The 19,125-nt window shown below is 69.6% G+C and carries 24 protein-coding genes, 1 tRNA gene and 1 pseudogene; 11 read left to right on the forward strand and 15 right to left on the reverse strand.

Annotated features, from left to right (window positions below; all coding sequences use genetic code 11):
• The 5 genes from ABD374_RS06515 (at position 1) to ABD374_RS06535 (ending at position 2,475) form a co-directional block, all read left to right on the forward strand.
• Entirely contained in the window at positions 1-288 is a 288-nt protein-coding gene (locus ABD374_RS06515) for a hypothetical protein (protein ID WP_344492097.1), read from the forward strand.
• Between the two features lie 7 nt (positions 289-295).
• Positions 296-508, forward strand: coding sequence for a hypothetical protein (locus ABD374_RS06520; RefSeq protein WP_344492100.1), 213 nt, complete (start codon positions 296-298; stop codon positions 506-508).
• Positions 505-1,530 carry a tyrosine-type recombinase/integrase gene (locus ABD374_RS06525; protein WP_344492102.1) on the forward strand — a complete coding sequence of 342 codons (1,026 nt, stop codon included), beginning with the start codon at positions 505-507 and terminating at the stop codon, positions 1,528-1,530. Before ABD374_RS06520 ends, ABD374_RS06525 begins: the two co-directional genes overlap by 4 nt.
• Positions 1,531-1,755: 225 nt before the next feature.
• Positions 1,756-2,118 carry a hypothetical protein gene (locus ABD374_RS06530; protein ID WP_344492105.1) on the forward strand — a complete coding sequence of 121 codons (363 nt, stop codon included), beginning with the start codon at positions 1,756-1,758 and terminating at the stop codon, positions 2,116-2,118.
• A gap of 135 nt (positions 2,119-2,253) precedes the next feature.
• Positions 2,254-2,475 (forward strand): hypothetical protein, encoded by a 222-nt coding sequence (locus ABD374_RS06535; RefSeq protein ID WP_344492108.1) that lies wholly within the window; start codon positions 2,254-2,256, stop codon positions 2,473-2,475.
• On the opposite strand, the gene ABD374_RS06540 is transcribed toward ABD374_RS06535, so the two are convergent.
• Positions 2,441-2,671, reverse strand: coding sequence for a hypothetical protein (locus ABD374_RS06540; RefSeq protein WP_344492111.1), 231 nt, complete (start codon positions 2,669-2,671; stop codon positions 2,441-2,443). The genes ABD374_RS06535 and ABD374_RS06540 overlap by 35 nt on opposite strands.
• A gap of 246 nt (positions 2,672-2,917) precedes the next feature.
• Complete coding sequence (locus tag ABD374_RS06545; protein WP_344492114.1) at positions 2,918-3,157, reverse strand: winged helix-turn-helix domain-containing protein; 240 nt, start codon at positions 3,155-3,157, stop codon at positions 2,918-2,920.
• 154 nt (positions 3,158-3,311) lie between these two features.
• On the opposite strand from ABD374_RS06545, the gene ABD374_RS06550 reads away from it, so the two are divergent.
• Positions 3,312-3,491: a hypothetical protein gene (locus ABD374_RS06550; protein WP_344492116.1), complete on the forward strand. Its 180-nt coding sequence runs from the start codon at positions 3,312-3,314 to the stop codon at positions 3,489-3,491.
• 358 nt (positions 3,492-3,849) lie between these two features.
• Here the strand turns inward: ABD374_RS06550 and ABD374_RS06555 are convergent, their stop codons facing one another.
• Together ABD374_RS06555 and ABD374_RS06560 are read right to left on the reverse strand one after the other, a co-directional pair.
• On the reverse strand, positions 3,850-4,062 hold the full coding sequence (locus tag ABD374_RS06555) for a helix-turn-helix domain-containing protein (protein WP_344492119.1): 213 nt from the start codon (positions 4,060-4,062) through the stop codon (positions 3,850-3,852).
• A 299-nt stretch (positions 4,063-4,361) separates the two neighbouring features.
• Positions 4,362-4,433 (reverse strand) — tRNA-Val (locus tag ABD374_RS06560).
• Positions 4,434-4,615: 182 nt separating this feature from the next.
• Between ABD374_RS06560 and ABD374_RS06565 the strand changes: the two genes are divergently transcribed.
• The 3 genes from ABD374_RS06565 (at position 4,616) to ABD374_RS06575 (ending at position 7,081) form a co-directional block, all read left to right on the forward strand.
• Positions 4,616-5,374: a DUF4097 family beta strand repeat-containing protein gene (locus ABD374_RS06565; protein WP_344492122.1), complete on the forward strand. Its 759-nt coding sequence runs from the start codon at positions 4,616-4,618 to the stop codon at positions 5,372-5,374.
• Positions 5,375-5,447: 73 nt separating this feature from the next.
• Positions 5,448-6,824 (forward strand): hypothetical protein, encoded by a 1,377-nt coding sequence (locus tag ABD374_RS06570; protein WP_344492126.1) that lies wholly within the window; start codon positions 5,448-5,450, stop codon positions 6,822-6,824.
• Between the two features lie 44 nt (positions 6,825-6,868).
• Entirely contained in the window at positions 6,869-7,081 is a 213-nt protein-coding gene (locus ABD374_RS06575; RefSeq protein ID WP_344492129.1) for an FmdB family zinc ribbon protein, read from the forward strand.
• A 3-nt stretch (positions 7,082-7,084) separates the two neighbouring features.
• Here the strand turns inward: ABD374_RS06575 and ABD374_RS06580 are convergent, their stop codons facing one another.
• Together ABD374_RS06580 and ABD374_RS06585 are read right to left on the reverse strand one after the other, a co-directional pair.
• Positions 7,085-7,744 carry an O-methyltransferase gene (locus ABD374_RS06580; RefSeq protein WP_344492132.1) on the reverse strand — a complete coding sequence of 220 codons (660 nt, stop codon included), beginning with the start codon at positions 7,742-7,744 and terminating at the stop codon, positions 7,085-7,087.
• Positions 7,745-7,754: 10 nt separating this feature from the next.
• Positions 7,755-7,928: a hypothetical protein gene (locus ABD374_RS06585; RefSeq protein WP_344492135.1), complete on the reverse strand. Its 174-nt coding sequence runs from the start codon at positions 7,926-7,928 to the stop codon at positions 7,755-7,757.
• Positions 7,929-8,110: 182 nt separating this feature from the next.
• Here ABD374_RS06585 and ABD374_RS06590 point away from each other — a divergent pair, with 182 nt between their 5' ends.
• A complete protein-coding gene (locus ABD374_RS06590) occupies positions 8,111-8,737 on the forward strand; it encodes a DedA family protein (RefSeq protein ID WP_344492138.1) in 627 nt (208 codons plus the stop codon).
• Here ABD374_RS06590 and ABD374_RS06595 read toward each other — a convergent pair.
• From ABD374_RS06595 to ABD374_RS06605, 3 genes are read right to left on the reverse strand one after another with little or no spacing between them, the layout of a single operon-like run.
• Positions 8,706-9,533: an HAD family hydrolase gene (locus ABD374_RS06595; protein ID WP_344492141.1), complete on the reverse strand. Its 828-nt coding sequence runs from the start codon at positions 9,531-9,533 to the stop codon at positions 8,706-8,708. The genes ABD374_RS06590 and ABD374_RS06595 overlap by 32 nt on opposite strands.
• Positions 9,530-12,154, reverse strand: a complete 2,625-nt coding sequence (locus ABD374_RS06600; RefSeq protein WP_425577146.1) for a phosphoribosyltransferase — start codon at positions 12,152-12,154, stop codon at positions 9,530-9,532. The genes ABD374_RS06595 and ABD374_RS06600 overlap by 4 nt, the downstream gene beginning before the upstream one ends.
• A gap of 38 nt (positions 12,155-12,192) precedes the next feature.
• The gene (locus tag ABD374_RS06605) at positions 12,193-13,353 is read right to left on the reverse strand and encodes an HpcH/HpaI aldolase/citrate lyase family protein (protein ID WP_344492147.1); all 1,161 of its coding nucleotides are present in this window, start codon (positions 13,351-13,353) and stop codon (positions 12,193-12,195) included.
• Positions 13,354-13,538: 185 nt separating this feature from the next.
• Here ABD374_RS06605 and ABD374_RS06610 point away from each other — a divergent pair, with 185 nt between their 5' ends.
• A complete protein-coding gene (locus tag ABD374_RS06610; protein ID WP_344492150.1) occupies positions 13,539-14,387 on the forward strand; it encodes a TerD family protein in 849 nt (282 codons plus the stop codon).
• A gap of 78 nt (positions 14,388-14,465) precedes the next feature.
• On the opposite strand, the gene ABD374_RS06615 is transcribed toward ABD374_RS06610, so the two are convergent.
• The 6 genes and pseudogenes from ABD374_RS06615 to ABD374_RS06640 form a co-directional block, all read right to left on the reverse strand.
• The gene (locus ABD374_RS06615; protein ID WP_344492153.1) at positions 14,466-15,209 is read right to left on the reverse strand and encodes a TerD family protein; all 744 of its coding nucleotides are present in this window, start codon (positions 15,207-15,209) and stop codon (positions 14,466-14,468) included.
• Positions 15,210-15,332: 123 nt separating this feature from the next.
• Positions 15,333-16,481, reverse strand: a complete 1,149-nt coding sequence (locus ABD374_RS06620; protein WP_344492156.1) for a DUF475 domain-containing protein — start codon at positions 16,479-16,481, stop codon at positions 15,333-15,335.
• 49 nt (positions 16,482-16,530) lie between these two features.
• Positions 16,531-17,106 (reverse strand): TerD family protein, encoded by a 576-nt coding sequence (locus ABD374_RS06625; protein ID WP_344492159.1) that lies wholly within the window; start codon positions 17,104-17,106, stop codon positions 16,531-16,533.
• A 96-nt stretch (positions 17,107-17,202) separates the two neighbouring features.
• Positions 17,203-17,778: a TerD family protein gene (locus ABD374_RS06630; protein WP_344492162.1), complete on the reverse strand. Its 576-nt coding sequence runs from the start codon at positions 17,776-17,778 to the stop codon at positions 17,203-17,205.
• A gap of 122 nt (positions 17,779-17,900) precedes the next feature.
• Positions 17,901-18,407 (reverse strand): peroxiredoxin, encoded by a 507-nt coding sequence (locus ABD374_RS06635; RefSeq protein WP_344492164.1) that lies wholly within the window; start codon positions 18,405-18,407, stop codon positions 17,901-17,903.
• 91 nt (positions 18,408-18,498) lie between these two features.
• Positions 18,499-18,927: pseudogene (locus tag ABD374_RS06640) on the reverse strand (DUF3052 domain-containing protein); the annotation flags it as partial.
• Positions 18,928-19,125 lie beyond the last annotated feature (198 nt).

The following is a 19,125-nucleotide window of genomic DNA, read 5'->3' on the forward strand; positions in this document are numbered from 1 at the left end:
GTGACCGCACTGCACTCAACCGTCAGCCTCACCGACGACCTTCGCGCCGCTGCCGAGCATCTGCGCGACCTCGGCGACACGGAGATCGCGCGGTCGGACGACCCGCTGACCGTGTTCCGCAACCTGTACGCCACCCTCGACGCTCTCCGCGATGCGTGGCCCGCCCTCAGCAGGGCGGCCGGGTTCGAGGACTTCTTCAGCCAGGAAGACATCACATTCACCGACGACATCAAGTGCGGACTCCACCTCGCCGCCGACGGCTTGTGGTCCGCGCAGGACGCGATTTGACGAGCCGATGACCGACCTCGTCCCGCGCCAGCCGGACGCCACCCCCGCCACCGCATCGAAAGGACGTTCACGCATGATGACCAATCAAGATCGCGACTCCGAGGCCCGCATTCAGGCGCTCATTGACCAAGAGCAGCATGATGACGACCACGAACCGGGCTGTGCCTCACAGAGCTACCCCGACCCTGGCATCTGCTTCTGCGAGGGAAGTGGGCGGTGAGCGCCACTCACCTCGTCCCGCGCCAGCCAACCGTCACCCCGGCCGCCTACGACGCTGCGACGCTCGCCGTCCTGGCCGCCATGGAAGAGGCAGCCGAGCAGCACCTCGACGCCATCCGCCCCCACAACACGAAGCGCGGGTACGCCAACGACTGGGCGCTGTGGGAAGAGTTCCACGACTGGCTGGGGGAGCGCACCGGGCACCGCATCGCGTCGACCAACGTCACCAAGGGCACGCTCGTCGGGTTCGTCGTCTGGCTCGACACCATCAAGATCGCCGCACCCAACAGCATCGACCGGCGCATTACCGGCGTCACCGTGACCGCGCGCAACGAGCACGGCGTCGAGGTCCCCAAGGCAGCCACGGTCGCAGCCCGGCAGGCCCTCAAGCCGCTGAAGAACGATCCCGAGCGGCAGGCGCGCGGCCGGGGCAAGGCTGCCGCCGTCACTCCCGAACAGCTTCGCCAGATGAACGCCGCCGTCGCCGACGGACTCACCGGACTCCGCGACCGCGCCCTCTGGCTCATGGCCTTCGCCATCGCCGGACGGTCCGCCGAAGTCGCCGCCCTCCGAGCCGACACCATCGTCCACGTCAGCCAAGGACTCGAAGTCCACGTCCCCGCCGTCAAAGGCCGTCCGCCCCGAGACGTCGTCGTCCACTACGGCAAGAACCCCGACACATGCCCCGTCCGCGCCTGGCTCACCTGGCACGCCGCCACAGGCATCGCCACCGGGCCCGCCTTCCTGCCCATCACCGTCCACGGCCGCCTCGGCGACCGCACCCTCTCCCCGGAAGCCGTCCGCGAGATCATCGCCCGCAACGCCGAACGCGCCGGCCTCTCCGTCCGCCTCACCGGGCACTCGATGCGGGCCGGGTTCATCACGACCTCGCGGCGAGCAGGCAAGCGCGAAGAGAAGATCCGCGCCCAGTCCGGCCACGCCGACAACAGCCCCGCCTTCTGGGGGTACATCCGTGAAGCCGACAAGTGGACCGACGCCGCCAGCGAGGACATCGGGCTGTAGGGCAACCCCCGCACGATCAACGTTTTTCAGTCACACCCCTGTCGCCATGGCTGATTCTGGTGCAGTGTGGTGATCGGAGACGCCCCCGCCTCCCCAGGGGCGGGGGCGCCACCCCCTGGCCCCGCCCGTTGACCTGGGCGGGGCCGCGCCGCCCCTCCCGACCTCCCCACGGGAGGGCCGACGGCTGCCCTGCCACACTGAGGGCACCTACCGAGGAGGGGCCCCATGAGCGATGAGTTCGCCGACATCGAGGCGGTCATGAAGCGCCTGCCGCAACCAACGCTCGACGACGTCCTGCGCGCCCAGCGAGAGGCAGAGAACACACCGCCGCCCGTGACGACGATGCCGCAGCCCGGCTTCCATCCTGGGGGCATCGTCCGTTACCACTGCCCTTTCGGCTGCGGCTGGTCGCACGACGAGAACCCCAGCCTCGAACCGACCGGGCCGCTCCTTCTGCCGGCCAACTTCACGAGCGGCAACATCAGTGACGCGATCACCTCGATGGCCGAGGTTCGCGGCAAGGCGTATGCCCGGCGGGTCGAACAGGCCATCGCCGACCACTTCGAAAGCGCTCACCCCGAACGCTGACCCCGGCCGCGTTGTCAGCCCCCGCGGCTACGCTTACCGGTACTGGATCAGCACTCCTATCAAGGGGCTTGCTGCTGCTGACGAAGCCCCGCCCCGAACAGCGCCGGGTGCGGGGCATCGCCATAGGAGGACACCGTGGACCGTCACATGCGCATGTTCATCGTCGGCCTGACCGTGCCCCTGGTCGCCTTCGCTGCCATCGCCCTGATCGTGCGACCCGACTCGCTGCTCCAGTGGCTGACCGTCGGGGCGACCCCGTTCGTCGCCTCCGCCGTCGTCGCCATGGTGTACGCCTACCGGTCGCGCGGGCCGATCGAGGCGCCTACTCGTCGCCGTCCTGGCGCACGGCGGCCTTGACCGCCATCTCTACCTCGTACCGGTTCTGCCCGGTCGCCTCGGCGTGCGCGGTCACCGCGGCCTGCACCGCCTCGGCTGCTTCCAGCCACGGGGCCCACGTCTCGCGGGTGTACGGCTGCCGCATCGCATCCTCGTAGGCCGCAGCCGCTTTGCGCTGGAGGTTGATCAGGTCGTCGGGGGGTTCGATGTTCGCCACGGCCGGATCCTAAACGGCAGGTCTGACAACAGGCCGCAGGTCACGCCGCCTCGGCAACCTCGGCCCTCACCGCAGCAACCCACTCCTCCAGCAGCCGCTGATACTCCTCCGGCGACAGCTCGCCAGCCCGCTCGCGGATCTCCGCATTCACCACAGCAGCAGGGCGCGGGGCACCTGGAGGCGGGGGAGTTGGGGGCATGCGGCAAGGCTACGGCGGGGCACTGACAGCGTCACCCCGTTTGGGGGTCAGTCCCGGCTCGGCAGCCGCGTCACGAAGGTCCCGATGCCCGGCTCCATGTACGCCAGGCCGGCGTCGCGCAGCTCTTTCAGGACCCGCCGCGCGGTCACCGGGCTGATCCCCGTCTCCTCCACGATCGCCAGGGCGGACGGCAGCCGCTCACCAGGTCGGTACTGGCCGCTGTCGATGCGTTCCTCCAGCAGGGCGTACACCTGTCGCCACCTGGGGATTTCCGGTTTCCACTCCATGATCCCGACGCTAGGTGCGGTAGGTCGACCAGGCGAGACGAGTTCACCTAGCTCGCCTATCGCACCTATCGCGCTAATCTGGCCACGAAGCACAGAACCCCGGCGACCGCGTGAGGGCGGCCCCGGGGCGTGGCCAACCTGGTGAGAGGTCGACATGGCGGATTCTACGGACCAGGCAGCAGCCGGCGAAGAGGCGGGAGCGACCGGTCTGGAGCAGGCGTGGGACGCCTTCACCCTCCACATCCGGGACTGCGCCACCTGCCGCAGCGGCATCGACTGCTCTGTCGCGGCCGGGCTCAAGGCGACCCTGCGCGACGCGCGAGCCGCAGCATGAGCGCCAGCACCCGCCAGCTGCCCGCCGCGGAGGATGTCCGGTTCGGGCAGGCCAGGGGGTGGGACTGCATCTGGTGCGGGAGGCGGCTCACCAGCGGCGCGGTCAGTGTGGGGCGGGTCAGCGAAGAGCGGGCAGGCCTGTCGTTCGAGGTCTTCGCTTGCCCCGGGTGCGGCAAGAATGGCACTTCACACGGGGCGTGAGCGGCGCGCACAGGTATATGCGCGTAGCACCCTTCCGCCAGGACCGATCATCGGCTTTACTCATGACTTCGGCCTGGCCCGTGCCGTTATGAAGCCCCCACAGGGATCCCGCCCGCCGTGTGCGGTGGAGCAAGCGCGGCGGGCGGGAAATCTTTGGGCTACTCCCCCTCTAGCAACCGGGTGACCGGGATGTTGAGGGCGTGGGCGATGCGCATAAGCCACCCGATCCGTGCATCGGTGGCGCCGGACTCGATGCGCTGAATGGTGAGGCGCTCGACGCCGGACAAGTCCCGGAGTGCTTCTTGCGTGAGGCTGGCATGGAGTCTCTGCGTCCGAACCCGATCGCCGAGGGCTCGACGCTCGTCGAGCACCCACTGGGGATCAGGTTCGCGTGGCACGCGACAAACGCTCACCCGTTGGCGATCATGAGTCAGCCTATGCAGACATGCTTTATGTGATCTTGAGAGGTCGAGCACGGGAGATGTGCCCCGGGTCCGCGCGGAGTCGGGGCGACTTGGCGTCGAAGGCGCAAGAGCGCCCCCACCTGTCGGGGCGGCCCTTGATCAAATCGGGTACGTGGACTCTTTGTGGACTCTCAGCCATTCACAACGAAAAGAGCCCCTACTGGCTGCTACACCGGTAGGGGCTCTGACCTGCCACTATCTACATGTGGGCGCGGACGGTTTCGAACCGCCGACATCTGCTTTGTAAGAGCAGCGCTCTACCCCTGAGCTACGCACCCGTGGATGAGGCAACAGCGTACATGGCTCACGGGGAGGGATGGCAATCCGTTGCCCGGCCGGCCGGCGCCGGGGCGGCGGGGGGATGACCCCACCCCGGTTCGGTGGCGGCCCGCATCGCGCCGGAGCGGGGCCGTTCGTACGGTGAGGGCTCACGCCGGGACTACTTGGGGGATCGATCACCATGGCACTTCGTACCCGCACCTTCCTCGCCGTCGGCGGGGTCGTCGCCGCCGTGGTGGCTCTGAGCGGCTGTGGCGGGAGCGAGGCCGAGGACGCGCCCGCCGAGCAGCGGTCGTTCCCGTTCAGCGGGAAGACGCTGACCATCGACGCCGACGACTCGGCCCTCGAACTGGTGCCGGCCGACGTGAAGGACGTCGAAGTCACGCGCCGTGCCGACGGGTGGGTGTTCCTCGGTCAGGGGCCCGGGTCCACCTGGGTGATGGAGGGGGACGAGCTCGTGCTGCGGCAGCACTGCGACGCCATGGTGAGCGACTGCGAGTCGTGGCACCGGGTGAAGGTGCCGCGCGGGGTCGCGGTGACCGTGAGGGACGACAACGGGAAGGTCACGGCCACCGGGTTCGACACCGCCCTCGCGCTCCGTTCCGACAACGGCCGGGTGACCGTCAAGGACTCCAGCGGCCCGCTGGACCTGAGCAGTGACAACGGGGAGATCGTCGCGGAGGGGATCTCGTCGAAGAGGGTGGCCGCCAACTCCGACACCGGGAGTGTGCGGATGGCCTTCACGGTCGTCCCGGACCTGGTGGAGGCCGGCAGTGACAACGGCGAGATCAGCCTCGACCTGCCCAGGGCCACGTACAGCGTGACGGCCAGGAGCGACAACGGCGACATCCGGATCGGCGTGCCGCGCGCCCCGGACAGCCCCCATGTGGTGAGGGCGAACAGCGACAACGGGGAAATCACCGTACGAAGCGCGAACTGACCGGCCCGTGTGTTCGTCCTTGCCTGGTGGGAGAATGTACCGGGCAGGGGCGGACACGGCACGGGAGAGGGATGTGACGGCGACACACGCGCAGCCGTACACGCAGCGAGTACGCCGCCGTACCAAAGCGGGTGCCGTCCGGGACCTCGCCGCGCTCGTGCTCCTGCCGGTGCCGCTGGTCGTCACACTTCCCTTCGCCTTCACGGGCGGTGGTACGAGGCGCTGGTTCGGCGGACGCGGGGAGAATGTGCGCGCCGACGCCCAGGCCGCCAAGGACGAGGCCGCCGCGGCCTTCTACGAGCTGGACACCGCCCAGCGCGACCTGCGGATCTCGATCGAGACGATCACGGCGGTGGACAGCTCGCCGAAGGCCCGCAGAGCCGTGGAGGACTTCGCGGCGCTGGGGCGGCGCATCGACGAGGTCAGCCGTACGTACATCGGCGCCGTCGACGCCCACGACCTCGACCGCGACGACCTGGAGGCTGCCACGGCCGCCAAGGCGCGCACGGAGCTGAGCAGGGCCAAGGACGAGCTGGTACGGGTCAAGGGCGAGCTCGACCGGTACGCGCTGGGGCTCGGGCCGCTGCTCGACACGGCGGAGTCGCAGCTCGCCCGGCTCGCACCCGCCGTGGAGCGGGCCCGTCAGACGCTTCTCGCGGCGAGCAACGCGCTGGACGCGGTACGGGCCTCGGGGCTCAGGGCCGATGACCTCGCGGCCCGTCTGGCGGCTCTCGCGCCCGAGCTGACCAAGCTCAACGAGGGCGCCGGGCGGCACGGCGTACCGGAGACCCTGCAGCGTGCGGACCGGGTGCTGCGCGACGCCGACGCCGTGCGGACCGAGGCCGAGCGGCTGCCGGAGCGGGCGGCGGAGATCGACCGGCGGTTGGTGTCGCTGCGGACCCGGGCCCAGGCGCTGACGACCCGGGCGGGCAAGGTCGAACCGATCCTGAGCGAGCTGCGGCGCCGGTTCACTGCCGCGTGCTGGCAGGACCTGCAGACCGTACCCGCGCAGACAGCGGACACGGTCCGGCGGGCCGAGAAGAAGATCGCGGAAGCGGCCAGGGCGCGTGACGAGCAGCGGTGGCCCGACGCCGTCTCTCTGCTCAGCACGGTCAGGGCGCTGCTGAACTCCACCGACGAGGCGGTTTCGGCCGCCGGTGACCGGCTGCAACGGCTCAATGCCGTGTCCGGGGACCCGCAGCGGGAAATCGAGCGGACGCGGTTCACGATCAGGGACGCTCAGCGGCTGGCCATGGCCGGGCGCAATACGCCCGATCCGCGGCATGCCCGTCCGCTCGACGACTCGGTGGCGCGGCTGGAGCGGGCCGTCGCGGGTCTGGAGGGCCGCCACCCCGACTACTGGCACTTCCTGACCGAGACCGAGGCCGTACGGCGCACGGTGGCGCGGGTCGTCTCGGAGATCCGTGAGGAGCGGGGCGCGGGCTCCTGACCCGGAAGGTCCTGGTCCGGGGGGCGACTCAGTAACCTGGGGGCATGCCTCGTTACGAGTACCGCTGCCGCTCCTGCGGCACCAGCTTCGAGCTGAACCGGCCCATGGCCGAGTCCTCCGCGCCCGCCACCTGCCCGGACGGGCACGACGACACCGTCAAACTGCTGTCCGCCGTCGCCGTGGGCGGTACGGCCAAGTCCGCCCCGGCCGCGCCCTCCGGCGGGGGCGGGTGCTGCGGCGGCGGGTGCTGCGGCTGAGGATCAGCGCTTCCTGGAGAGCGTCACACCGTCCGCGACGGGGAGCATGACGCTCTCCATGCGCTCGTCGGCCGCCGCCCGGTCGTTGAACTCCTTGATCGCGGCCGCCGCGCCCGTCGCGTCCGGGTCCGTGACACCTCCGTGGAAGAAGACGTTGTCGGTGGCGATCACCCCGCCCTGCCGCATCCTGGGCACCAGCTCCTCCCAGTACGGCACGTAGGCGACCTTGTCGGCGTCGAGGTAGGCGAAGTCGATGTGCGGCTCCGCGGGCATGGCGCGCAGGGTGGCCAGGGCAGGGCCGATACGCAGTTCGACGCGGTCGGCGACGCCCGCCTTCGCCCAGGCCTCGCGCGCGTACGCCGTCCACTCCTCCGACACGTCGCACGTGATCAGCCGGCCGTCGGCGGGCAGGGCCCGCGCCATCGACAGCGCGGAGAAACCGGTGAACGTACCGATCTCGACGATGTGCCGTGCCCCGGTCAGCCGGACCAGGAAGGCGAGGAGCGGCCCCTGCTCCTCGGCGGACTGCATGCCCGCGTGCTCCGGCAACTGCCGGTAGGTGGTTTCGACGAGTTCCCGCTGCACGGTGTCCAGCGGGGGGTTGTGCGCCAGCATGTACGCGTACAGCTCGTCGGTGACCGGAGTGCTGTTTCCCTTGCTCATCGCGTCCCTCTCAGATGCCCGGATACCGCAGTGAGGCCAGGATCCGGCGAGTGCAGCCACTGTTTCCCGGCAGTTCGAGCGTGTCGGAGATTGCGCTGGTGTGCTTCTCCAGGGCGCTCTGCGACCCGTGCGGCCGCGTCGCGGGCGCCGCGGTGGTGTGGCCCTGGGCCGTCTCGGCGAGCACGTCGCGCCTCGCTCGGTGAGACGGGACGGTGGATCGGCGCGGGTCGGGAGCCAGCGTACGGCCTCGGAGTCGGAGGCCGCCCGCGCACCGCGGAAAACCGCGGTGTTCTCCGGTGGTCGACGTCCGGGAATCCTGTGGCTTCTTCAGTGTGGCTTCAGGTACGGATTCCTACTGTGGATCGCATGACCGCAAGCAGCGCACCACAATGGATCAACTCCCTCATGGACGCCCTGGGGGCGCCGGGCGCGGGCATCGCCATCGCCCTGGAGAACCTGTTCCCGCCCCTGCCCAGCGAGGTGATCCTGCCGATGGCCGGATTCGCCGCCAGTACCGGGCGGATGAGCCTGATCGCCGTGCTGCTGTGGACCACGGCGGGCTCGGTGATCGGTGCGCTCGCGCTGTACGGGGTGGGGGCGCTGCTCGGGCGCGACCGGACCGTCGCGATAGCGGCCAAGCTGCCACTGGTGAAGGTTTCCGACATCGAGCGGACCGAGGCCTGGTTCCTGCGCCACGGCACCAAGGCGGTCCTGTTCGGGCGGATGATCCCGGTCTTCCGGAGCCTGATATCGGTGCCCGCGGGGGTCGAACGCATGCCGCTGCCGGTCTTCCTCGGGCTCACCACGCTCGGCAGCGCGATATGGAACACCGTCTTCGTCCTCGCCGGTTACTCGCTGGGCGAGAACTGGGAGGACGTGACGGGTTATGTCTCCGCGTACTCGAAGGTGGTGCTGGTGGGGGCCGTGCTGGCGGTGCTGCTCTTCGTGGGCGCCCGGATGCTCAGGCCGGGTGTCGGCCGGCGGCGTGGATGAAGGAGCGCAGGATCTCCTCGCCCGCCGCGACGCCGGCCTCGGGGAGGACGGTGACCTGCGGGGCGGTCCAGCCCGTGTCGGCCAGCTCGCCGTGCCCCGGGCGCCAGCCGTGGTCCGCGGCCAGCAGGAGGTCCGCGTCGAGGAGGGAGTCGCCTGCGGCAAGGGTGAGAGTGGCGCCGGTGCGCCGGGCCACCTCACGCATGGCCGCGCTCTTGGTGAGCGGCTTCGGTACGGCGTAGATCTTGCGGCCCTGGAGGGAGACCGTCCAGCCTCGCGCCTGTGCCCACTCCCCGAGTTCCTTGACCCACTCGTCCGGCAGCAGAGCGCGCTCGACGACGAGGTAGGCGAAGAGGTCCTCGGCGACCCGCTCCTTCAGCAGCCAGGCGGGGTCGGCGGCGGCGACGAGGTGGGCGCGGACCTCGGCCAGGGAAGCGCACTCGTCCGCGAGTCTCCTCGCCACCTGGGCCTGCCAGTCCGGGTCGGACACTCCGTCGACAAGAAGGTGACCACCATTGGCACAGATCGCGAAACGGGGGGTGGGGACAGGAAGCCGGACGCGCTGGTACTGCTCGCGGGTGCGGGTGGTCGTCGGTACGAACCAGGTCTCGGCGGCGAGCTGCGCCATCAGGCCGGCGGCGGTCTCCGTGAGGTAGGAGAGCGGCTTGCTCTCGTAGACCTCGACGCAGAGCAGGCGCGGTGCCTCGGCGTCGGGCACGCGCAGGCCGAGGGCCGCGGTGGAGTAGATCAGGGTGCGGTCGAGATCGCTGGCGACGAGGACGGGAGGGCGGCTGGTCACTTCGCTGCTACCGCCTTGCCGTCCGCGCCGGTGGCGCCGCGTGTGTACCGGGGGTGGATCAGTCCGACACAGGTGTACGGGAGCCCGTCGACCTCCTCGACCGGGACGCCGCGCTGCTCCGCCAGGAGGCGCACGTGGTCGAGGTCGGCGCCGGCGCCGCGCTTGGCGAGGATCTTCCAGGGGACGCGGCGCAGCAGGACGCGCGTGGTCTCGCCGACGCCGGGCTTGACGAGGTTCACGTCGTGGATGCCGTACTCCTCGCTGATGCGCTCGACCGCAGCCCAGCCCTCCCAGGTGGGGGCCCGGTCCGCCGACAGCAGCTCCTTGACCTCGGCGTCCACGGCGTCCGCGACCTCGTCGAAGCGGGCGGCGACGGTGTCGAGGAAGTGACCGGACACGTCGTCGTCGGCGAGTTCGCGGTAGAACTTCGCCCCGTGGAAGTCGTCGGGGCCGACCAGGTCGGAACGGAGGACGGTGCGGGAGATCAGACCGGAGACTGTGGAGTTGAGGCAAGCGGAGGGGATGAGGAAGTCCTCGCGCGTGCCGTAGGTCTTCACACAGCCGCCGGGGTCGGCGAGGACGGCGATCTCCGGGCTGAAGCCGTCGATGCCGGTGGCGGCGGCGAAACCGTCCAGGGCCTGGGCGAGTTCGCGGGTGATCGCGCCCTTGCCCGTCCAGCCGTCGACGAAGACGACGTCGGCCGGGTCGTGGTGCGCGGCCAGCCAGCGCAGGGCGGTCTCGTCGATGCCGCGGCCGCGGACGATGGAGACGGCGTAGTGCGGGAGGTCGAGCCCGTGCCGGTGCTGGGCGTAGCGGCGCATCAGCACACCGACGGGCGTGCCGGCGCGGGCCAGGGAGACCAGTACAGGAAGAGGTGAGGGGGTCCCCCCGCGCTTTCGGTTGTGGGAGATTTCGGCCAGGACGGTTTCGGTGACGGTGGCGACGGCCCGGGCGATGCGGGTGGCCGAGGTCTCCAGGGCCGCCATGAAGAGCTGCTGGTACTCGGCGTTCGGCTGGTACTCGACGGGGAGCGACTCGGCGTAGTGTGCGCCGCCGCTCTGGATCGCTTCCTCGCGCTCCTCCGTCGGGGCCTCGAGCTCGACGCCCGAGAGGTCCTGGAGGAGCCAGCCGACGTCCTCCGGTGCGTAGGAGGAGAAGGCGGGGCCGCGGAGGGGCTCGGGCATGGGCGGTTCCTGCCGTTCGGGGACTCGTCGCTCGGGCATCTCGGGGATCACGGGGATCTCGGCCATGCCCGGCACATCGGGTGTCTCGGGTGTCTCGGGTAGGTACGAGGGGACGACCGCCAGCACGACGTGCCCGGTGTGGGCGGCCAGGCCGGCGAGGAGGCCGTCGGGGGCGTGCAGTGCGGGGGTGTCGGCGGCGGAGTCGACGACGGCGACGACGGCGTCGAAGCCGGCGCCCGCGACGTTGTAGGCGTAGCGCGCGCCGGGACCGTCGGCGGGGTCGTCGTGCGCGGGGAAGACGATGCGTGTGCGGATCGCGTAACCCGGGTCGTCGACGGCGAGCACGGGTGAGCGGGTGGTGGTCGAGTACCGCACCTCGGCTTCGAGGCGCTCCTCCAGCGCGGTGGCCAGCCTGAGCGGCGCGTACATCAACTCCTCGAAGCCGAGGACCAGTACGCGGCGCGCGTTCTGGGGCAGCGCCCCGGCGACACGGTCGGCCATGCCCGGCAGCGCGCCCTCCAGCACCGCCCGGTGCGCGGGCACGAACCCGTGCCGTCCCCCGTCGGGCACCCCGCTCGGCCAGCCCAGCTCGACGCGGGTGGGCTCCGGGCGAGCGGCTCCGGCTCCGGCTCCCGCCCCGGTGCCGTCCGGTTCGGCGGCAGCGCCGGTTCCCGGAGAGGCGGGGCCGGAGTGGGGCGGCGGGGAGGGGTCGTACCGCGCCACCAGGGCCTGGCCCTTCTCCAGTACGTCCTCCGGCAGGCGGACCGTGCCCGAGGCCGTCGCGATCAGGTCGACGCGCGCGCCGATCTCCCGCGCGAACCCCTCCAGCCGCCCCCGGTCCTGTGCCGAGCGCATGTCGACCAGGGCCACGATCACGTACCACTCGCGCGGGTACCGCCCGTGCAGGTCGCGGATGGTGTTGAGCACCGTGTTGCCCGTGGAGAACTCGTCGTCGACGAGGACCAGCGGTCCCTCGCCGGCCAGCAGCCCGGGATCTTCCGGCAGCAGCAGGTGCGAGGTGGCGTGCGAGTGGGACTCCTCGAAGCCGCCCGCCGTCGGCACGCCGTCGACCGGGCGGCGCGTCGAGTGGAGGTACGGCGCCACGCCCACGCCGTCCGCGACCGCGTGGCCGAGCCCCGTCGCCGTCTCGGCGTACCCGAGGACCACCGCGCGTGCGGCCGCCTCGTCACCCAGCAGCTTCCGTACGTCCTCACCGAGCGCGAATCCCGCCCCGTACACCCGTGAGGGCGACTGCGGCACGTGCTTGCCCAGCACGTTCGACACCAGCAGATGGGCCCGCTTCGGATTGCGGCGCAGGGCCAGTCCCAGCAGATCGTTCAAGCCGCCGGACCTCTGCTCCTCGCCGTCGGCGACGAGTTCGACGCCCAGCCGCTCCGCGACCCACGTTCCCGACCACACCACGTCGTCCGTCTCCATCTCAGTCTTGCTCCCGGCCGGCTCAGCCATCGGCCGTCTCAGCCGGTTATTCCGGCGGTCAGCAGCTCCACGAAGCCGACTTCCTCGCGAGCCACCCCGAAGACCTCGGCCCTCAGCAGCGTGCGTTCGGCCCACGCGCGGTGCGGCTTCACTTCGTTCATCTTGTTCGTGTAGGCGGACCGCATCACTCCGCCACCGTCCCGATCCGGCCGCAGGATGTCCCGCGCGTCGCTGAACTCCTCGTGGCTGACCACCGACAGCGCGTGCACGGGCAGCACGTGCGACGGGTGGATGCAGGTCTTGCCGAGCAGCCCGTTCGCGCGGTCGAGCGAGATCTCCCGCAGCAGCCCGTCCATGTCGTGCTCGATGAGCGACGCGCGCAGCGCCTCCGCCTGCCCCGCGAAGGGACTGCGGCGCAGCTGCGGTTTGAACATCCGCTCCTGGACCCGGAAGTACTCCCACACAGGACCGGTGATCGTGAAGCCCGTGCCGTCCGAACGCCCGAGCACGTTCACCACGTCGGCGATGACCCCGGCCACGATCTGCACGTCGTACGCCGTCATGTCGGGCGCCCTGCGCAGCCCGTACGCCGAACAGAAGTCGGTGACGCCCAGGCGCAGCGCGAGCACCCGCTCACGGTACTTGTCGACGGTGCGGGCGATGCCGCCCAGCGTCTCGGCCCGGGTCTCCAGGTGGAGCAGTTGCGGTGATTCCAGGACGGGCATCGCGAACAGCCGCTGCCCGCTCGCCGCCTCCGCGTCCGTGAGCGCCTCCAGGAAGGCGACGCCGCGCTCCTCGGTGAACTTCGGTAGTACGAATCCGGACAGCAGCCGCGCCGAGGGCCCGAGCCGGCGCACCAGATCGGGAATCTGCCCGGGCTGGCGGACCCGGACGAACAGCAGCGGCAGCTCCGGGCCCCGCGCGTCGAGCTCGGCGAACTGCCGGACGAGGTTCTCCTCGGCCCCGGCGACTTCCGCGTCGTCGATGGAATCTTCCAGGCAGAGCACCATCGAGACGACTCCGCGCCCCGCCTGCTTCACCACGTCGTCGGCGAGCGTCGGCCGGGTGGCCGGGCTGTAGAGCGTGGCGCCGAGAGCGGCGGAGAGCGTACGGGCCGAGGACCCCGCATCGAACGCGACCGGCTCCTGATGGAAAAGGCTCTCCCGGACAACGCGCGGGATATGCCCGAAATGACGCATCAAAATCCCCCCGTGCTGCCGTATCGGCCCATTGCTCTGTGGCCGGTAATAGTACGTAGGGACCGTGTCAAGAGTTCCCCGTGCGCATGAACTTCAGGCTACTCACACAAAAGCACGACCTACGACCGCAGGGAAACGGGGCCCCGCGTTGTCCGGGGGAGCCGCGGGAAGGCAGGATGACAGGCATGACGCACGCCATGCTGAAGGGCTCGAACGTCCCGCTCGACGCCACGGCCGTACGGGCTGTGCTGCGCTGGACCCCCGGCCCCGGCGTCCCCGAAGTGGACGCCTCGGCCCTGCTGCTCGGTGTCGACCGACGCGTGCGCTCCGACGAGGACTTCGTCTTCTACAACCAGCCCCGCCACCCCTCGGGCCTGGTCCGGAGCCTGGGCAAGAAGCGCATGCCGGACGGCGTCACCGACTCGGTGCAGACGGACCTCGCGGCGCTCGAACCGGCCGTGGACCGGATCCTGATCGTCGCTTCCACGGAGAACGTCCCGTTCGAGCACGTACGGGATCTGCGCATCGAGGTGTACGACGCCACCGCGGCCGGGAGCGGCGAGCCGCTCACGTACTTCGAGGTCAGGCCGGAGACGGGTGCGGAGACCGCACTGATCTGCGGGGAGCTGTACCGGCGCGGCGAGGGCTGGAAGTTCAGGGCGCTGGGTGAGGGCTACTCGAACGGCCTGATCGGCCTGGCCACGGACCACGGCATCTCGGTGGATGAAACGGACGAAGCGGAGGATACGGAAGGGGCGGCCGCAGAACCGGCGTCGGCAGCGACGTCCGCAGCCGCGCCCGCCCCGGCCCCCGAGCCGCCCGCACCCCCCTCCCAGCCGCCGCTCCAGCCCGCCCAGCCCCCCCAGCCCGCGTACGGCTACCCGCAGCCGACGGCCGCGCCCGCCTATGGCTACCCCCAGTCGGCGTCGGCCCAGCCCGCCTACGGCTACCCGCAGCCCGCCGCCGCCGCTGCCTTCGCACCGGACCCGAACTTCCGGCTGCCGCCGCAGGGACCGCAGTTCGTCCGCGCCTAGAGGACACACCCGGAGGACACACCCGGAGAACGCGCCTGACGGACTCGGAGACCGGGCCCGTCGGTCCTGTCAGGTCCGTCAGGCCTTGGTCTTGTAGCCGCGCCCCCATTGCAGGCCCCACCCGTACAGCCGGTCCAGCTCCGCCTGGAAGCCGTAGACGAACTTCACCTCGCGCCGCACCACCAGGTCGCCCTTGACGTCCTCGACGGTGAAGACGGCGCACGAACGGGCCTGTGGGGCGCGCTCGTCGAGTTCGATCTCTATCCGCGGGCCGTTGCTCGGGAAGAGCGTCACCACGGCGTGCGTACGGTCGAAGGCCGGCGTCTGGTCGTAGATGTAGACGAAGACCAGCAGCCGCTTGATCGCCTCGCGGTGGTCGAGGTTCACATAGATCGTCTCGCCCGACGGCGCGCCGAACCGGTCGTCGCCGCTGAGCTGGACGTACGGCGGCGCGTTCAGGCTCCCGAAGAAGCTGCCCAGGGGCTGTACGACGCCCTTGGTGCCGTCCACCAGCTCGTAGAGGCAGCCGAGGTCGAGGTCGACGTTGACCACGCCCTGGGTGTGCGCCTGCACCAGTTCCGGCTGGAAGAACGTGAACGGCCGGCGCAGCAGACTGCCGCTGCGCCGCGGTTTGCCCCCGCCGCCGATGTCGGAAGTGCGCATCCGCCACGAGAGATTGACGCGCAGGTTGCCGGTGGCCGCGCCCTGCTTGGTGAGCGAGACCGACGGGTTCCGCTTGGTCAGTTCGATCACGTTGGCCGCGGCGCTGCCGGACGCGAACTGCTCGGCCCTGTTCCGCCGCATGCTGTCCCAGAAAGCCATCCCGCCCCCACACCCCAGGTGTCTCTTGAAAACCCCGCGCAACGGCACGTAGGGCCGCGGGGCGGCCCCGAGGCCGACGCCTCGTGACCGCCCCGCTCAGAGCGTTCCTCAATCCCTGCCGGGTCACACCCCGGACGGGACCTCAGTCTTGTCCCCCGAGGCCGGCCCCTTGCCGTCCTCGCCGGCCGCGAGCAGCTTGTTGCGGCGGATCGAGGACAAGAAGGATGCGGCGATCAGGACGATGCCGATGAGACCGGTGATGAGCTCGCTGATCTCGTGCTCGATGGTGATCAGCAGGATGACCGCGAGCGCGCCGATCGCGTAGTGCGCGCCGTGCTCCAGGTAGACGTAGTCGTCCAGGGTGCCCTGGCGGACCAGGTAGACCGTCAGCGAACGTACGTACATCGCGCCGATGCCGAGGCCGAGCGCCATCCAGAAGATGTGGTTCGTGATGGCGAAGGCGCCGATGACACCGTCGAACGAGAAGGAGGCGTCGAGGACTTCCAGGTACAGGAAGAGGAAGAACGCGGCCTTGCCCGCCAGGCCGACGAGGGACGGGTCCTTGCCTTCCGCCTTGGCCTTCTCCTCCTCTTCGTGCTCGCGCTCCTCCTCCTCTTCGATCTTGTTCTCGAAGTGGCTGGAGAGGCCGCCGACGATGAGGTACGTGATCAGGCCGGCGACGCCGGAGAGCAGCACCGTGGCCGACTTGTCCTGGTATCCCGAGCTGGTGTGCGCGTGGGTCGCGAAGGTCATCGCCGTGCCGAGCAGGACGATGAGCGCGATGCAGACCGACAGCATGTCGACCTTGCCCAGTTTGGCCAGCGGACGCTCGATCCAGCCGAGCCACTTGATGTCCCGGTCCTCGAAGATGAAGTCCAGGAAGATCATGAGCAGGAACATGCCGCCGAAGGCCGCGATCGCCGGGTGGGCGTCCGTGACCAGGGCTTCGTACTGCTGGGGCTTGTCCATCGCGAGCTGGATCGCCTCGATGGGACCGACCTTGGCGCTGATCGCGACGATGGCGACAGGGAAGACCAGCCGCATGCCGAAGACGGCGATCAGGATGCCGATCGTGAGGAAGATCTTCTGCCAGAAGGCATTCATCTTCTTCAGGATTCCGGCGTTGACGACCGCGTTGTCGAAGGACAGTGAGATTTCGAGGATCGACAGGATCAGTACGACCCCGAACGCCTCCCACCCCCACTGCCAGGCGGCGAAAGCCAGTCCGAGTGCCGTGACGGCAAACGACCAGCCGAAGGTTTTCAGAACCACTGGCTACCCCATCGTGTAAGTACGGGTCTCCCCCGCGCCGTGCGCGGCTTTACGAAACGTTGACCCCGAAGTCTAGGGCGATGCCCCGCAGTCCTGACGCATACCCCTGTCCAACGGCTCGGAACTTCCATTCTCCGCCGTACCGGTACACCTCACCGAAGATCATCGCGGTCTCGCCGGAAGCGTCCTCGGAGAGGTCGTAACGGGCCAGCTCCTGTCCGTCCGCCTGGTTGACCACGCGAATGAAGGCGTTGCTGACCTGGCCGAAGGTCTGGCCGCGGTTGTCGGCGTCATGGATCGAGACCGGAAAAATGATCTTGTCGCAGTGCTCGGGCACCAGGGAGAGGTCGATGATCATCGACTCGTCGTCGCCGTCGCCCTCACCGGTCAGGTTGTCGCCGGTGTGCTCGACCGAGCCCTCGGGACTCTTGAGGTTGTTGTAGAAGACGAAGTACTCGTCGCCGAGCACACGGCCGTTCTGGCACAGCAGCGCGCTGGCGTCGAGGTCGAAGGGGGCTCCTGTGGTGGAGCGCGCATCCCAGCCGAGCCCGACCAGCACCTGGGTGAGGTTCGGTGCGGCCTTGGAGAGGGAGACGTTGCCTCCCTTGGCGAGCGTGACGCCCATGATCTTGCTTCCTCCCCGCGGTACGGAAATGAGTGGTGAGGCGCGTCCGGCGTCGCACGTGCACGTGCGACGCCGGACGTGAAGGGGGGATCTCGCTCAGACGTTGACGCCGAAGTCCTGCGCGATTCCGCGCAGGCCCGAGGCGTACCCCTGGCCGATGGCCCGGAACTTCCACTCCGCCCCGTTGCGGTACAGCTCGCCGAAGACCATCGCGGTCTCCGTCGAGGCGTCCTCGCTCAGGTCGTAGCGCGCCAGCTCGGTGTTGTCGGCCTGGTTCACGACGCGGATGTACGCGTTGCGCACCTGGCCGAAGCTCTGCTGCCTGGCCTCGGCCTCGTAGATCGAGACCGGGAACACGATCTTGGCGACGTCGGCCGGCACGCCGGCCAGGTTCACCTTGATGACCTCGTCGTCGCCCTCGCCCTCACCGGTGGTGTTGTCACCGGTGTGCTCCACGGAGCCGTCGGGGCTCTTGAGGTTGTTGAAGAAGACGAAGTTCGAGTCGTTGGTGACCTTGCCCTCCGTGTTGGTCAGCAGGGCGCTGGCGTCGAGGTCGAAGTCACCCCCGGTGGTGGTACGAGCGTCCCAGCCCAGACCGACGATGACCGCGGTCAGGTTGGGGGCGGCCTTGGTCAGCGAGACGTTGCCGCCCTTGCTGAGGCTGACTCCCACGAGTCCTCCCATAGGTGTCGAGGGGCCGAGGGACCCCCGTAATGCGCTGGCATTCGGATCAACGAGTCGATCCTAGTGACCGGTTCCCCTGCGCAGCATGCCCGGAACCCCGATTTCTCGGGTCATCGGAGAGCGTCGAGGGCCTTGAGGTAGTCGTTGAGGTCGCGCGCGTCGGGCAGGCCGTTCACCACGGACCAGCGCACCACGCCCCGCTTGTCGATGACGAAGGTGCCGCGCACCGCGCAGCCCTTGTCCTCGTCGAAGACGCCGTACGCGCGCGAGGCCTCGCCGTGCGGCCAGAAGTCCGACAGGAGCGGGTACTCGATGCCCTCCTGCTCGGCGTAGACCCGCAGGGTGTGGATGGAATCGGTGGACACGGCCAGCAGCTGTACGTCGTCGTTGACGAACTTCGGCAGTTCGTCGCGGAGCGCGCGCAGCTCGCCCGTGCAGACGCCGGTGAAGGCGAACGGGTAGAAGAGCAGCACCACGTTCCTGGCCCCGTCGGACCCGTCGGCGTCACCGGCGCCGCCCGGACCGTCCGGGACCCAGAAGCCGGAGAGCCTCACGGTCCGGCCGTGGTTGTCCTTCAGCTCGAGATCCGGGGCCTTGGTGCCCACCTCTGCCGCCATGGAAGCGTCGCCCCCTCAGTCCGTTCCGGCCGTCCGTTCCGGTGGTCCACCCTACGCAAAGGGCCCCGCCCGACCTCGGTCGGCGNTTGCCGGACTTCGCCGCCTTCGGGGTAACCAGCCTGCTGCCGGTCCAGTCCTTGCCCGCGTTGACGCTCTTGGTCTGGGACAGACCCGCGGTCTGCGCGGCTTCATTGATGTCGCTCGGCTCGACATAGCCTTCACGGCCTGTCTTCGGCGTCATCAGCCAGACGGGGGCGCCTTCGTCGATCAGCTGCGTAGCGTCGACCAGCGCGTCCGTCAGATCCCCGTCCTCGTCGCGGAACCACAGCACGACGGCGTCAGCCACATCGTCGTAGTCCTCGTCGACGAGTTCGGTGCCAATGAGTTCCTCGATGGCCTCGCGGAGCTCCTGATCGACATCGTCGTCGAAGCCGATCTCCTGGACCACCTGCTCGGGCTGGAAACCCAGCCTCGCGGCAAGGTTGGTCCGCTCCTCCGCGTGGTCCGCGGTCGCGCTCACGGATTGCCTCCTGATCATGTTTTGGAAAATGCTTCGGACCCGCGCGTGCGCGGGGCATTGGCCGTAGTCCACACGTGCAGGACGAATCTCGCAAGTACCCCGCCCCCGATCCCGCCCAAAGGATGGGCCTACGGACACCTTCGGAGCCCTCTTCGTGATTCATCCCACACCATTCGACCACGTTTGACGGCTTCCGTG

Origin of the sequence: Streptomyces enissocaesilis, from assembly GCF_039533765.1 — a bacterium.
Taxonomy (GTDB): domain Bacteria; phylum Actinomycetota; class Actinomycetes; order Streptomycetales; family Streptomycetaceae; genus Streptomyces; species Streptomyces enissocaesilis.

Excerpts from the sequence above, each read along its gene's own strand:
- ABD374_RS06520 (WP_344492100.1), top strand. The coding sequence starts at position 296 with ATGACCGACCTCGTCCCGCGCCAGCCGGACGCCACCCCCGCCACCGCA.
- ABD374_RS06530 (WP_344492105.1), top strand. The coding sequence starts at position 1,756 with ATGAGCGATGAGTTCGCCGACATCGAGGCGGTCATGAAGCGCCTGCCG.
- ABD374_RS06545 (WP_344492114.1), bottom strand. The coding sequence starts at position 3,157 with ATGGAGTGGAAACCGGAAATCCCCAGGTGGCGACAGGTGTACGCCCTG.
- ABD374_RS06550 (WP_344492116.1), top strand. The coding sequence starts at position 3,312 with ATGGCGGATTCTACGGACCAGGCAGCAGCCGGCGAAGAGGCGGGAGCG.
- ABD374_RS06565 (WP_344492122.1), top strand. The coding sequence starts at position 4,616 with ATGGCACTTCGTACCCGCACCTTCCTCGCCGTCGGCGGGGTCGTCGCC.
- ABD374_RS06575 (WP_344492129.1), top strand. The coding sequence starts at position 6,869 with ATGCCTCGTTACGAGTACCGCTGCCGCTCCTGCGGCACCAGCTTCGAG.
- ABD374_RS06580 (WP_344492132.1), bottom strand. The coding sequence starts at position 7,744 with ATGAGCAAGGGAAACAGCACTCCGGTCACCGACGAGCTGTACGCGTAC.
- ABD374_RS06590 (WP_344492138.1), top strand. The coding sequence starts at position 8,111 with ATGACCGCAAGCAGCGCACCACAATGGATCAACTCCCTCATGGACGCC.
- ABD374_RS06600 (WP_425577146.1), bottom strand. The coding sequence starts at position 12,154 with ATGGAGACGGACGACGTGGTGTGGTCGGGAACGTGGGTCGCGGAGCGG.
- ABD374_RS06605 (WP_344492147.1), bottom strand. The coding sequence starts at position 13,353 with ATGCGTCATTTCGGGCATATCCCGCGCGTTGTCCGGGAGAGCCTTTTC.
- ABD374_RS06610 (WP_344492150.1), top strand. The coding sequence starts at position 13,539 with ATGACGCACGCCATGCTGAAGGGCTCGAACGTCCCGCTCGACGCCACG.
- ABD374_RS06615 (WP_344492153.1), bottom strand. The coding sequence starts at position 15,209 with ATGGCTTTCTGGGACAGCATGCGGCGGAACAGGGCCGAGCAGTTCGCG.
- ABD374_RS06625 (WP_344492159.1), bottom strand. The coding sequence starts at position 17,106 with ATGGGCGTCACGCTCGCCAAGGGAGGCAACGTCTCCCTCTCCAAGGCC.
- ABD374_RS06635 (WP_344492164.1), bottom strand. The coding sequence starts at position 18,407 with ATGGCGGCAGAGGTGGGCACCAAGGCCCCGGATCTCGAGCTGAAGGAC.